Raw genomic sequence first — 13,472 nt, forward strand, 5'->3', positions numbered from 1 at the left:
GCCAGGCAATCAATAATTCTGCACAAGCAGTGAGATTCCAATGATTTACTCGACTACGGAAACGTAGAACCGAGAAAACCTTCTCAAGAAGAAGAAAAAGACCAAGGCCATGGAATCCACGATCGTCATGATCAATCTGTTCGGCGCGATTGCGCTGCTGCTCTTCGGCCTTGCGCAGGTCAAGGACGGCGTTACGCGTGCCTTCGGCGCACGCCTGAGGACCGGGCTTGCGACAGGCACGGCGAACGGGCCGCGCTCGATCCTGTCAGGTTTCCTGGCAACCATCGCCCTGCAGAGTTCGACCGCGACGGCCCTGATGACGGCCTCTTTCGTGGAGCGCGACCTCATCAAGCCGCGCATGGCCCAGATCGTGCTGCTCGGCGCCAATGTCGGGACTGCCGTGACCGCCTGGATAGTCGCTACCGGCATCGAATGGCTTTCGCCGCTGCTTATTCTTGGCGGCATCGTGCTCTATCGCGGAAAGTCCAGCGCCCGCCACGGCGGCGGCGCGGCCATGATCGGCATCGGCCTGATGCTGCTCTCCCTGCATCTACTGAGCAATGCGACGGAGCCCATGCGGACATCGCCGGCACTGGCTGCCTTCATCGGCCTGCTCGGCGATGCCTGGCCGGTCGCTCTGTTTTTTTCCGCAGCGCTTGCCTTCATCTCGTCGTCGAGCCTTGCGGTCGTCGTCCTGATCCTGTCGCTCGCGTCAACGGGCATCGTGTCCCCGGAACTGATCATCGTTCTCGTCCTCGGCGCCAATCTCGGCGGCGCGATTCCGCCCGTTGTCGCCACCCTCTCCGGCCCTGCCTCGGCGAGACGCGTCACGCTCGGCAATCTCATCGTCCGCACCGCGGGCTGCCTGATTGCGCTGCCGCTTGCCGGCTATGCAGCGCCGCTGCTCCAAATGCTGCCCTTCGGCCCCGCCAAGCTGCCAGTCGATACGCATCTGATTTTCAACATCCTTCTTGCCGCCGTTGCCTGGCCCTTTTCGCGGATGTTGGCTATCTTTACCGCCCGCCTGGTGCCCGATGACGTGCAGCCGGATCAGGGTCCCAAGTTTCTCGATATGCAGGAGCTGTCGACGCCCGTCGTGGCCCTTGCCAGCGCGACGCGCGAAGTGCTCGGCGTCGGCGATCTGATCGAACGCATGCTCCTGCGCGCTTCCGATGCCTTCGAACACAATGACATGTCCAAGCTCGCCGAGATCCCTGCGCTCGAAAAACGCGTGGATCTGCTGCAGCAGGAGGTGAAGGTCTATCTCTCCAAGCTCGGCCGTGGCGGTCTTAGCGACGAGAATGCCCGCCGCTCTATCGTTATCATCGACTATGCGATCAACCTCGAGCATATGGGCGACATCATCGAGAAAGGCCTGCTGGAGCAGGTCGGCAAGAAGGTCTCGCTCGGCCTGAAATTCTCCGAAGACGGCTACAGGGAATTGCGCAAACTGTTTGATCTGACGATCGACAACCTGCGCGTCGCCCAGACGATCTTCGTCACCCGCGACTTCAATCTCGCCCGGCAGATGATGGAAGTGAAGGTGGAGGTCCGCCGCATGGAAAAGCAATCGGCCGAGCGGCACCTGGAGCGGCTGCGCGACGGGCGTGCCGACAGCCTCCAGACGAGCTCACTTCATCTCGATATGCTGCGTGACCTGAAGCGTATCAATGCGCACATCGTCTCAGTGGCGCATCCGATCCTCGACGAAAGCGGCCTTCTGATCGAAAGCCGCCTGCGTGATGCAGCCGAATAAGTTCAATCGGCGGATGGCAAGCGACGCATGGTGAATTCGATCTGGTCGCCTTCCAGCTGGCGCCAGCTTTCCACTTCGGTCCAATAGGCGGCTTTCGGATATTCGTCGAACCATTCGCGCGCCTTGGCGCGGGCTTCCAAAAGCCCCATCCGGTATGTTTCGCGGACAAAATGATCCCGCTCGCGGGCGGACGCCTCTGCCCGATGCTTTGCTATTCTGCGCTTCAAGCCTTCGAAGGGCGGAGGCCCCGGAATTTTTGCCATAAAACCTACCTCTGCATGAAAAGTAGTATCGAAATCCGCCCTTTGCGAGTCGAATCTTGCAGGCGCTTTCCACTGCTGGCAGGCTTCTGCTGCACCTGCTAAACCGGGATTGTAATCAACAAAGAGCGAATCGCATGGAAAGACCGGAACTGCCGATCGGCCTGCCCGAAGACATCGAGGACAAAAAGACTGCCGCCCGTACATGGTTCGAGGGGCTGCGGGACACGATCTGCGCTTCCTTCGAAGCGCTGGAGGATGAACTAGAAGGTCCCCTCTCCGATCAGGAGCCCGGCCGCTTTGTCGCCAAGGACTGGTCCCGCGAAAACGGTGCCGGCGGCGGTGGCCGCATGTCGATGATGGAAGGCCGCGTCTTCGAAAAGGTCGGCGTTCATACATCCACCGTCTATGGCGAATTCGCGCCCGACTTCCGGGCACAGATACCGGGCGCCGCCGAAGATCCGCGCTTCTGGGCGTCGGGAATTTCGCTGATCGCCCATCCGGTCAATCCCAACGTGCCGGCCGTTCACATGAACACCCGCATGGTCGTCACCACCAGCCGCTGGTTCGGCGGCGGCGCCGACCTGACCCCGGTTCTCGGTCGCCGCCGCACGCAGGAAGATGAAGACACACAGCTCTTCCACAAGGCCATGGAAATCACCTGCCGTAACCATGCGGTCGCCGATTACGATGCCTACAAGAAATGGTGCGACGACTATTTCTTCCTCAAGCACCGCAACGAGGCGCGCGGTGTTGGCGGCATCTTCTACGACTGGCTGCATTCCGACGAGGAAGCCGGCGGCTGGAAAGCCGATTTCGCCTTCACACGTGACGTCGGCCGGGCCTTCGCCATGGTTTACCCCAAGATCGTCCGCTCAAACTTCAACAAGGACTGGACGGAGGCCGACCGTGACGAACAATTGATTCGCCGTGGCCGCTATGTCGAGTTTAATCTGCTCTACGACCGAGGGACGATCTTCGGCCTGAAAACCGGCGGCAATGTCGAATCCATTCTTTCTTCCCTGCCGCCCGTCGTGCGCTGGCCATAAGCCGGCGCCAAGCATGCGGGCAAAGACCGGCATGCTGACAAAGGCAAACCTGCTGATAAATTTGAAATACTATTCCGGTAAAATCGCGTTGAACGGCCTTCATCAGAACTGAGTGCGTCCTAAATTAGTCTCTGTGCGTTACAATCGGAGGAGGATTGTCATGACGGTACAAAGCAGCTCGCCTGCTTCTGCAGATATCCAGGAAACGTCCCGCGCAATCGAAGCGCCCGAGTTTCTAACGCGCATCGCCGAAGACTTGAGAGCGAAAAGCGGTTCCGACCTGCCGCTCTCCTGCTTTGTCGAGCAGGTGAAATTGCAGCTGGCAGGCGGCAAGACTCCGGAAGAACTTCAACAGCAGGCAACAGGTGCTGCCAACAGCAACAAGCCTGCGCACCTTTCGGAGACTTACATGGCCTGGGCAATGCCGCATCAATAAACAGAGCCTTTCGGCCGGCGTCCAAGTCGGCCGAAGCTTTCTCTCCCGGAACCTTCTCCGTTGCCGCACATTTCTCAAGCGCGCGAAAGCGCGATGGTTTTGCATTTCAGAGACAGGAGAAGAACCATGCGACTTTTCGAATGCGGTACACTCGTTCCCGGATGCGATTGGCACACCAGGGCCGACAATGACGCTGAAGTCGTTCGCCGCGCCGTCGAACATATGAGAACAGCCCACGGCGAAACGACCATTCGCGAAAACATGGTGGACAATATCAAGGCCCGCATCCGCGACGAAGCGAACGCGGCCTGATCTCAACCTGCAATCTCCGAGAGCCGGGCGAGCAATGCCGCCCGGTCGGAGACAAAATTCTCTTCCACCCACTGGTTTTCCAAGGTCGACAGGATTTCACCGACCTTCGGGCCGGCCTGTATGCCCTTGGCCATCACGTCTGCGCCGTTCAGCGGAAACTGCGGTTTCTTCCAGATGCGCGCATGATCCAGAAGCTTCGAAAGGCGCGCCGAACGGCTCATCTCATCAAAACTACCATTCTCTGCCTTGCCCCGAGCAATGCCAAGCGCCAGTTTCAGCCGCACGATGATGCCGTCTGCGCCATTTCTGTAGAGCAGCTTCTCGAAGGCGGCAGCGGAAATCTCGTCATTGACCGGGGCGGCTTTTGCCCAGGCCCTGAAATAGGCGGCTTCCGCATTCGAAAATTTCAGCCGTGCTGCCAATTCCTCCAGCCGCACCGGATCGGGCGGAATGATCGAGGCCAGCCGCAGCAGCGGATCAGGCTCCCAGCCGAGCGCCTTCTCGGTCGCAACAAGCGCCGGGATGGCATCGATGCCCCATTTTTCCGTTTCCGGCAGGATTTCCGAGAGAACTGCAACCTGCCGCATCCAGAGAAGCGCGCGGCCTGGATCTTCCGCCGACAGGAGCTTTCTGAGCTCCGACCAGACCCGTTCGGCCGACAGCGTTTTCAGCTTCGAACGCGCTGAGGATGACGCTCTCAGCCCTTCTGCATCGGGCCGTCCGGAACCGTACCAGGCGAAGAAACGGAAGAAGCGCAGGATGCGCAGATAGTCCTCGGCGATCCGCGTCGCTGCATTACCGATGAAGCGGATATTGCGCTTCTCGATATCATCGAGCCCGCCGACGAGATCGATCACCTCGCCCGCAGCATTTGCGTAAAGTGCATTGATGGTGAGGTCGCGCCGTTCCGCATCCGATTGCCAGTCCGCGCTGAAGGCCACCTTGGCGCGACGGCCATCCGTTTCCACATCGGTACGCAACGTCGTCACTTCGAAGGGGCGGCCATCGATGACGAGCGTCACCGTTCCGTGGTCAATGCCGGTCGGTACCGCCTTGACGCCAGCAGCAGCGGCCCGCTCCATGACTGTTTCCGGCAGCAGCGTGGCGGCGATATCGATATCGGCGACCGCAAGCCCCATCAGGCTGTTGCGCACCGCGCCACCGACCACACGCCCTTCCCCGCCATCAGCGTTCAGTAGCGCAAAGACCCGACCGAGCGCCGGATCCTGAAACCATGCCTGGTCGGCAACAGAGGTCATGCATAAAGCCTTTCATAAAGCGTGCGGACGATGCCGGCGGTGATGCCCCAGATCATCCGCGTTTCATAGGGCACGCGGTAGAAATGCCGGTCGATACCATCAACTACCCGCTTGTCCCGTGTGTGATTGGCAGGATCCATCAGGAAGGAAAGCGGCACCTCGAAAACGTCGTCCACTTCGATCGGATTGAGCTGCAGCGAAAAACCGCGTTGCACAACGCCGAGAACGGGCGTGATGCGGAACCCGGTGGACGACAGATAGTTCGGCAGCCGGCCGACCGTCTCGACGAAGCCGCCGCCAAGACCAATCTCCTCCTCGGTTTCGCGGATCGCGGCCATCTCGGGCGAGACATCCTCGGGATCGATCGAACCACCGGGAAAGGCGATCTGGCCGGAATGCTTGCGAAGTGTCGACGTTCGCTTGGTGAAGATCACCTTCGCCTCTTCGCCATCATCGACGACGGGCACCAGCACGGCCGCATCACGGAGTTTCAAGGTCTCGGCCAGCGCAACGATATCGGGATTGAGCACATGGTCGCCATGGTCGCGCCAGGCGTGATCGATGGGTGCGCCGATCTGGTTGAGCGCACGGCGACGGAACTCGGCAGCCGAAAACGGGGGATAGGTCTTGCTGATCGCTTCACTCATCGGGAGGCTGCTTCCAGTTCATCGGCCGGCATGATCGGAAAAATCTCACCACCGGAGCGAACGACGAACATCTCCCGGCCGGCGACCTCGGCCACCTCGCCGAGTTCGACCAGTTCATACATCACGGCGCGTGACACCAATGCTTCAAGCCGGCCCCGCACATGCAGGTAGGGCTTCAGTTCACTGTCTTTCCCATACTCTGGCCCATGATCCGGAAAGCGCAGAGGGTGATCCTTGCCGGCCTCGATGACATCGCCGACATTGGTGCGGAAGGTCAGAACCTGCTGGCCATCTCGCTCACTTGCATTCATCTCGACGGCCACAAAGGGTGCGTCAATGACCCTGATGCCGACCTTTTCCACAGGAGTTACGAGATAGGTTTTCCCGTCTTCGTCCTTCCTCAAAACGGTCGAAAAGAGCTGGACCAGCGGAGCCCGGCCGATCGGCGTGCCCATGTAGAACCATGTGCCATCCGCCCGAATTTCCATGTTGATATCGCCGCAAAAGGGCGGATTCCATTTCTCGACAGGCGGCAAGCCGCGCTTTTTGCCGGATTTCGCCTCGGAAGCGCGCAAAATCAGCGCGGCAAGCCCCGCCGCATCTGCCGTATGCCTCATTTCCTCGGCTGCCATTCTTCTGTCCCGGTTTGCTCTTAACAAAATAAAGTCACGAGATAGTCATTTGAAACAAACTTGTCAGCCCGCAACATCTTCATAACTGTATCGGGTATGAGGCACGCCTATTAAAGTCAGACGATTCGCAGCCGAATGATTTCAGCCGTTGGAGATGCCCGTGGGTATGATCAAGACCGAAGCCAGCCTCGATGAACAGGCGATTGTCGCCGCCGCAGAAAGAGCGCTATCCGATATCGCCGCCATCCGCACGGAAGTTTCCAAGGTCATCTTCGGTCAGGAAAGCGTGGTTGAAAACACGCTTCTCGCCGTTCTCTCCGGTGGTCATGCCCTCCTCGTCGGTGTTCCCGGCCTTGCCAAGACGAGGCTCGTGACGACGCTCGGCGAAGTCCTCGGCCTTGCCGCAAACCGTATCCAGTTCACGCCCGACCTGATGCCTTCGGATATCCTGGGTTCCGAAGTGATGGACCAGGACGGGAGCGGCCGCCGCTCCTTCCGTTTCGTCAAGGGGCCGGTTTTCGCCCAGCTTCTGATGGCCGACGAAATCAACCGCGCTTCGCCGCGCACCCAGTCGGCACTTCTGCAGGCGATGCAGGAATATCATATCACCATTGCCGGCCAGCGTTATGACCTGCCCTCACCCTTCCACGTTCTCGCAACGCAGAACCCGCTGGAGCAGGAAGGCACCTATCCGCTTCCCGAAGCCCAGCTCGACCGCTTCCTTCTGCAGGTCGATGTTCACTATCCCGAACTTGCCGCCGAGCGCCAGATCCTTCTGGAAACGACGGGTCTCACCGAAGCCAAACCCGAACCGGTCATCAATGCGGCACGCCTGTCCGAAATCCAGACGCTCGTACGCCAGATGCCGGTCAGCGATACCGTCGTCGATGCCATCCTCTCGCTCGTGCGCTCAGCCCGTCCAGGCCAGGGCAATGCCTCCACCGACAAGCATGTGGCCTGGGGGCCTGGCCCGCGCGCCGGCCAGGCGATGATGCTGTGCGCCCGCGCCCGCGCGCTCTATGAGGGCCGTCTGGCGCCCTCGCTCGACGATATCTACGCTCTGGCCGAGCCCGTTCTCGAGCACCGCATGGCACTGACCTTCGCCGCCCGCGCCGAGGGCATGTCGGTGCGCGACGTCATCGCCGGACTGGTCAAGCAGGCAAAGGGATAAGGAAGCGCTGCGCGTGGCATCCATCGGACAGATCGTCAACCCGACGCCCGGCAGCGATGCCCTTTCCCGCGCAAGGCAGCGGGCTGCCCTCGTGCCGGATTGCCTGGTCGAAGCCAAGCGCATCGCCAACACCGTGATTGCCGGCTGGCATGGCCGCCGTAAACGCGGTATCGGCGAGAATTTCTGGCAGTTCCGCCCCTATAGCGAAGGTGAAAGCCTGTCGCGCATCGATTGGCGCCGCTCCGCCCGCGACGACCATACCTATGTGCGTGACCGCGAATGGGAGGCTGCCCACACAATCTGGCTCTGGGCCGACATGTCGCCCTCCATGATGTACAAGTCGACCTATGGCAGCGTTTCCAAGGAAAGCCGGGCGCTGGTCATCATGCTGGCGCTTGCCGAGATCCTCGCCCGCTCCGGCGAGCGCATCGGCTGCCCCGGCGTGATGGAACCTGTCTCCGCCCGCAATGCAGCCGAAAGGCTGGCAGCCGCCCTGATGCACACGCCGCTGACTGGCGGCCTGCCCGAAACCGCGATGGTGCGCGGTTGGAGCGATCTCATCCTCATCGGCGATTTCCTCGATGACGCGCCTTCCATCATGGCTCGTCTCGGTCCGCTTGCCCGCCGGGGCCTGCGTGGCCACGTGGTCGAGATCGCCGACCCGGCCGAGGAAATCTTTCCCTATAACGGCCGCACCGAATTCACCGATCCCGAGACCGGCGACAGGCTGACCTCCGGGCGGGCGGAGGGCCTGCGGGAGGCCTATCGCAACGCCTATCTCGCGCGACGCGAAGATCTCGGCCAATCGCTGCGCCATCTCGGCTGGACCTTCGTCAGCCACCGCACCGATCACCTGGCGTCCGAAGCGCTGGTTGCCGTCCATATGTATCTTTCCGGCATGCCGGCAAAGGCAACGCATGGAGGACAGTTTTGAGCGCGCTTCCCTTCGCCTTCGCCTATCCCGCTATCCTCGGCGCGCTGATTGCCCTGCCCGTCATCTGGTGGCTGCTGCGGCTCACCCCGCCGCGCCCGCAGGCGGAAGTCTTTCCGCCGCTGAAAATCCTCGCGACTGTGCTGAAGCGCGAGGAAACGCCGGCGAAAAGCCCTTGGTGGCTGACGCTGCTGCGCATGCTTCTGGCAGCCGCCATCATCTTCGCGATCGCCGATCCGGTCTTCAATCCGCGCACCAGCTCGCTCGCATCGGGTGGTCCGCTCGTCCTTTTCGTCGACAATAGCTGGGCTTCGGCACCCGATTGGGAGCGCCGCGTCCAGACGGCCGATGCGCTGATCGACGATGCCGAAACTGCCGGCGCTGTCGTCTCCATCGCCTTCACCGCCGACCCGACCAATAACGCGACACCCGGCACTGCCGCCGCCGCCCGCGAAAAGCTGCGCGCCGCCGTGCCGAAACCGCTCGTGCCGGATCGCCAGCGGGCTTTCGAAGCGCTGCGCGCCGCCCTGAACGGCACGCATCCCGGCACGCTTGCCTTCCTCACCGACGGTGCAGCAAGCAGCGACAACGATGCTATCGTCCGTCAACTCTCCGACCTTCGGCCCGCCGAACTGCGCGTGATCGAAGGCGATGCTGCCCAGACGGTAGCAATCTCGGGCGCCACCAATACGGCCGATGCGATGACGGTCAAACTGACCCGCCTCAGTGCCAGTGGCGCGGCCTCCGTCCCGCTCAATGCACAGGACGCGCAGGGCCGCGTGATCGCCACCGGCAGGGCCGACTTCGCCCCCGGCCAGACGGCCGTCAATGCCGGCATTTCCGCCCCCTTCGAGATGCGCAACGATTTTGCCCGCGTCAGCATCAATACCGGCGCCACCGCAGGCGCGGTGCATCTGCTCGACGATGCCTTCAAGCGCCGCAGGGTCGTGCTTCTCTCGGGCGAAAGCGGCGATGAATTCCAGCCGCTGCTCTCCCCGCTCTACTACATCCAGCGGGCGCTCGAACCCTACGCGGACCTCGTGCGGCCGACCGATGCCAATCTTTCGGTCGCGATCCCGAAGCTGCTCGCCAATAATCCTTCGATCATCATCATGGCCGATATCGGCCGCCTGCCGGAGGATACCTACGCGCCCTTGCAGCGCTGGATATCGAACGGTGGCATGCTGCTGCGCTTTGCCGGCCCGCGCCTTGCCGCGGCACCTGCCGAAGATCCGCTGATCCCTGTCACCCTGCGCCAGGGGGAACGTGCGCTTGGCGGCAGTCTGTCCTGGAGCGAGCCGCAAGCGCTCGCCGAATTCCCTGGATTCAGCCCGTTTGCCGGCATACCGCGTCCAACCGACGTGACGGTCAACCGCCAGGTGCTGGCAGAGCCGACACCCGATCTCGCCGAACGCACATGGGCAAGCCTTGCCGATGGTACGCCGCTCGTGACCATGAACAAGATGAATGCCGGCCAGATCGTGCTCTTCCATGTGAGTGCCGAAGCGACCTGGTCGAACCTGCCGATTTCTGGCACCTTCGTCGAAATGCTGCGCCACCTCATCCAGATCTCCCGTTCCGGCGGAGTAACCTCGGAATCATCGGGCAGTGCGCGCGTTGCCGAAACCCTGCCGCCCTTTCGCATGCTGACCGCCAAGGGCATCCTGGTCACCGAAACCGGCAATGCCCGTCCACTGATCCCGAATGCTAAGGCAGCACCCGTTGCCAATTTCGACAATCCACCCGGCCTCTATGGCTCCGAAGATGGCTTCACGGCACTGAACGTTCTGCCCGACAATGCCGAGCTGAAACCGCTCGACATCGATGGCGTCAATGTCGTGCGCGCCGGCCTTATCGGTGGCGAAAGCTGGTCGGCCAAGCCGCTGCTCTTCTTCATCGCCTTCCTGCTGCTTCTGGCCGATAGCCTGATCGTGCTCTTCATGAATGGCGCCTTCTCCCGCCTGCGGCCGCGCGCCCGGGCTGCGGCGACGATCGCCGTGGCACTTGCGGCCGGCCTGATGTTGCAGCCGGACATCTCGCATGCCAATGACACCCAGCCGGGCGACGACGTCATCATGCAGCGGCTCGACAATACCCATCTCGCCTATGTCGTCACCGGCGAACAAGATGTGGACAATATTTCTGAAGAGGGGCTCAATGGCCTCACGAGATTCCTGACCTACCGCACCACGCTGGAGCCGTCCCCACCCGTTGGCATTGACCTAAATAAGGACGAGTTATCCTTCTACCCGATCATCTACTGGCCGATTTCGGCAACCGCGCCGATGCCGTCCAACGCCGCCATCAGCCGTATCGACGCCTATATGCGCAATGGCGGAACGGTGCTTTTCGACACGCGCGACCAGTTCGACTCCCTCGAAGGGGGCAGCGACACGACCGCCAACGGCCAGCGCCTGCAGCAGATCCTCGCCAATCTGGATATTCCGCCGCTGGAACCCGTTCCGCACGATCATGTGCTGACCAAGTCCTTTTATCTTCTGTCCAGCTTCCCCGGCCGCTACGCCGGCAGCCCGCTCTGGATCGAGGCGCGGCAGGGCGGCCAGAACCAGAACAGCGCCAATAGGCCGGCCGCTGCCGCAGACGGCGTCTCGCCGATCCTGATCACCGCAAACGATTTTGCCGGCGCGTGGGCCGTTGACGACAATGACACCCCGCTGCTGCCCACTGTGCCGCCGGATGAGACGCAGCGCGAATATGCCTTCCGCGCCGGCGTCAACATCATGATGTACATGCTGACCGGCAACTACAAGACAGACCAGGTTCACGTGCCCGACCTGCTCGAACGGCTGGGGCAGTGATATGACGCTCGATTATTCACCCTTCCTGCCCTGGCCCTTTTTGGCGGTACTGACCGGCATCGTCCTCCTGATCGCCGTATTCGCGATCTGGCGCGGCATACGCGGCGCATGGATCCGCACGCTTGCGGCGCTGGCGCTACTGGCAGCACTTGCCAACCCGGTACTGCTGCAGGAGGACCGCGACCAGCTTTCGACCATCGTCCCCGTCATCGTCGACCGCAGCCAGAGCCAGCAGACGGCTGACCGCATGAAGATGACGGATGATGCGTTGGCATCCTTGAAAACCCAGCTCGCCCGCTTTCCGCAGATCGAGCCCCGCTTCGTGGACGTGAACGAGGACCGCAATTCCGACGTGCCCTCCACACGCCTCTTCGACGCCCTGTCGGCTTCGATCGCCGATGTACCACCCTCGCGCGTCGGCGGCGCGATCATGCTGACGGATGGTGAGGTGCATGATGTGCCCGGCGTCAATCAAGCGCTCGGCTTCGACGCGCCGATCCACGGTCTCATCACCGGCAAGCCGAACGAGTTCGATCGCCGCATCGAGGTCATCAAGGCGCCCCGCTTCGGCATAGTCAACGAGGAGCAGCAGCTCGTGCTGCGCGTCTTCGACGACGGCCCGAGCCCCGGCGGCGCTGCGAATGTGACGGTGCGCCTCAACGGCGACGAGATCGCCACCCTGCAGGCAACACCCGGCCAGGATACACCCTTCTCCTTCAAGGTGACCCGCGGCGGCCCGAACGTGCTGGAATTCTCCGTCGCCGGTATTCCCGGCGAAGTGACGGATGCCAATAATCGTGCCGTGCACATCATCGATGGCATCCGCCAGAACCTGCGCGTCCTTCTCGTCTCGGGCGAACCGCATGCCGGCGAGCGCGCCTGGCGCAATCTCCTGAAGTCCGACGCGTCAGTCGATCTCGTGCATTTCACCATCCTGCGCCCGCCGGAAAAGCAGGACGGCACGCCGATCAACGAGCTGTCGCTGATCGCATTCCCAACCCGAGAGCTCTTCGTCGACAAGATCAAGGATTTCGACCTGATCATCTTCGACCGCTATCAGGATCGCGCCAATGTGCTGCCGATGCTCTATTATGACAACATCGCGCAATATGTGGAAAATGGCGGCGCATTGCTGATCGCCGCCGGTCCTGAGCATGCAAGCCCGGAGTCGATCGCCATGACCCCGCTTGCTTCCGTACTGCCGGCAGAGCCAACCGGCCGGATGATCGAGCAAGCCTTCTATCCCCGTCTTTCCGAACAGGGCCGCAAGCATCCCGTCACTCGCGGGCTTGACGGCTCCGGCGATGAGCCGCCGCATTGGGGCCGCTGGTTCCGAAGCGTCGATGTCGAGCGGCCGCAGGGCCAGACCGTCATGGTCGGTGCCGACAACCATCCGCTGCTGGTGCTCAACCGCGCCGGCCAGGGCCGTGTCGCCATGCTGCTTTCCGATCAGGGCTGGCTCTGGGCGCGCGGCTTCGAGGGCGGCGGCCCGCACGTCTCGCTCTATCGCCGCATCGCCCACTGGTTGATGAAGGAACCGGCACTGGAGGAAGAGGCGCTGACGGCGCGCACCTCCGGCCGAACACTGGAAATCACCCGCCAGACGATTGGCGATGCCCCCGGAGACGCGGTCGTCCGCTACCCCTCGGGCAGGACCGAGAACCTGCCGCTGACGCAGACCGAGCCCGGCCTCTACAAGGCCGAAAAGCGCATGGACGAAATCGGCCTTTTCGAAGTCCGCAACGGCGATCTGACCACGCTCGCCCATGTCGGCGCCGTCGATGCGCCCGAATTCAAGGCGATGATTTCGACGACCGCTGCGTTGAAGCCGATCACCGACAAGAGCCGCGGTCTCGTCACACGCGTCGTCAACAATGCCGGCGCCATTACCGTCCCGCCGATCCTGCCGGTGCGCGGCCAGGTGCGTGTGGCCGACAATGATCGCATGACGATCCGCATGACCAATGAAACCGTGCTGAAGGGCATCAATACCTTGCCGCTCTTTGCGGGCTTCGCAGGTGTCGGAATCCTGCTCCTCGCCTTTGGTGCCATGTGGTGGCGTGAAGGACGGTAGATGCCTTTCCTGGTCAGATTGAAGCATTCTGTCGGAGCAGATTTTCGTCAGGGCGGAGGTGATTGGCGAAGGGCATACCTCCTGGTACGTCCAAGCCGATCGCTTCCGATCCTGGCGGAAAGATGC

The 13,472-nt window shown here is 61.9% G+C and carries 12 protein-coding genes; 8 read left to right on the forward strand and 4 right to left on the reverse strand.

The genetic code is table 11. The features are described from left to right. The first annotated feature begins 109 nt into the window (after positions 1–109). On the forward strand, positions 110–1,756 hold the full coding sequence (locus AB8B33_RS15640; protein ID WP_113322009.1) for a Na/Pi cotransporter family protein: 1,647 nt from the start codon (positions 110–112) through the stop codon (positions 1,754–1,756). Positions 1,757–1,758: 2 nt separating this feature from the next. On the opposite strand, the gene AB8B33_RS15645 is transcribed toward AB8B33_RS15640, so the two are convergent. Next, positions 1,759–2,019 (reverse strand): hypothetical protein, encoded by a 261-nt coding sequence (locus AB8B33_RS15645; protein ID WP_037100062.1) that lies wholly within the window; start codon positions 2,017–2,019, stop codon positions 1,759–1,761. 134 nt (positions 2,020–2,153) lie between these two features. On the opposite strand from AB8B33_RS15645, the gene hemF reads away from it, so the two are divergent. The 3 genes from hemF to AB8B33_RS15660 all read left to right on the forward strand — a co-directional run bounded on the left by hemF (position 2,154) and on the right by AB8B33_RS15660 (position 3,813). Continuing rightward, positions 2,154–3,065: an oxygen-dependent coproporphyrinogen oxidase gene (gene hemF, locus AB8B33_RS15650; RefSeq protein ID WP_439016060.1), complete on the forward strand. Its 912-nt coding sequence runs from the start codon at positions 2,154–2,156 to the stop codon at positions 3,063–3,065. A gap of 160 nt (positions 3,066–3,225) precedes the next feature. Next, the gene (locus AB8B33_RS15655) at positions 3,226–3,501 is read left to right on the forward strand and encodes a hypothetical protein (RefSeq protein WP_310386932.1); all 276 of its coding nucleotides are present in this window, start codon (positions 3,226–3,228) and stop codon (positions 3,499–3,501) included. Positions 3,502–3,627: 126 nt separating this feature from the next. Next, positions 3,628–3,813 carry a DUF1059 domain-containing protein gene (locus tag AB8B33_RS15660; RefSeq protein ID WP_007824454.1) on the forward strand — a complete coding sequence of 62 codons (186 nt, stop codon included), beginning with the start codon at positions 3,628–3,630 and terminating at the stop codon, positions 3,811–3,813. 2 nt (positions 3,814–3,815) lie between these two features. Here the strand turns inward: AB8B33_RS15660 and AB8B33_RS15665 are convergent, their stop codons facing one another. The 3 genes from AB8B33_RS15665 to AB8B33_RS15675 are packed head-to-tail and all read right to left on the reverse strand — an operon-like array spanning position 3,816 to position 6,351. Continuing rightward, positions 3,816–5,072 carry a CCA tRNA nucleotidyltransferase gene (locus tag AB8B33_RS15665; protein ID WP_439016061.1) on the reverse strand — a complete coding sequence of 419 codons (1,257 nt, stop codon included), beginning with the start codon at positions 5,070–5,072 and terminating at the stop codon, positions 3,816–3,818. After that, the gene (locus AB8B33_RS15670; protein WP_439016062.1) at positions 5,069–5,719 is read right to left on the reverse strand and encodes a CoA pyrophosphatase; all 651 of its coding nucleotides are present in this window, start codon (positions 5,717–5,719) and stop codon (positions 5,069–5,071) included. The genes AB8B33_RS15665 and AB8B33_RS15670 overlap by 4 nt, the downstream gene beginning before the upstream one ends. Beyond that, positions 5,716–6,351, reverse strand: a complete 636-nt coding sequence (locus tag AB8B33_RS15675; RefSeq protein ID WP_439016063.1) for a DUF1285 domain-containing protein — start codon at positions 6,349–6,351, stop codon at positions 5,716–5,718. The genes AB8B33_RS15670 and AB8B33_RS15675 overlap by 4 nt, the downstream gene beginning before the upstream one ends. 160 nt (positions 6,352–6,511) lie before the next feature. Between AB8B33_RS15675 and AB8B33_RS15680 the strand changes: the two genes are divergently transcribed. The 4 genes from AB8B33_RS15680 to AB8B33_RS15695 are packed head-to-tail and all read left to right on the forward strand — an operon-like array spanning position 6,512 to position 13,346. Then, positions 6,512–7,522, forward strand: a complete 1,011-nt coding sequence (locus AB8B33_RS15680) for an AAA family ATPase (RefSeq protein WP_439016064.1) — start codon at positions 6,512–6,514, stop codon at positions 7,520–7,522. A gap of 13 nt (positions 7,523–7,535) precedes the next feature. Then, positions 7,536–8,456: a DUF58 domain-containing protein gene (locus AB8B33_RS15685; RefSeq protein ID WP_439016065.1), complete on the forward strand. Its 921-nt coding sequence runs from the start codon at positions 7,536–7,538 to the stop codon at positions 8,454–8,456. Continuing rightward, entirely contained in the window at positions 8,453–11,272 is a 2,820-nt protein-coding gene (locus AB8B33_RS15690) for a DUF4159 domain-containing protein (protein WP_439016066.1), read from the forward strand. The genes AB8B33_RS15685 and AB8B33_RS15690 overlap by 4 nt, the downstream gene beginning before the upstream one ends. Before the next feature lies 1 nt (position 11,273). Then, positions 11,274–13,346, forward strand: a complete 2,073-nt coding sequence (locus AB8B33_RS15695; RefSeq protein ID WP_439016067.1) for a hypothetical protein — start codon at positions 11,274–11,276, stop codon at positions 13,344–13,346. Positions 13,347–13,472 lie beyond the last annotated feature (126 nt).

The organism is Rhizobium sp. 768_B6_N1_8 (assembly GCF_051811225.1).
In the GTDB taxonomy this organism is placed as follows: domain Bacteria; phylum Pseudomonadota; class Alphaproteobacteria; order Rhizobiales; family Rhizobiaceae; genus Rhizobium.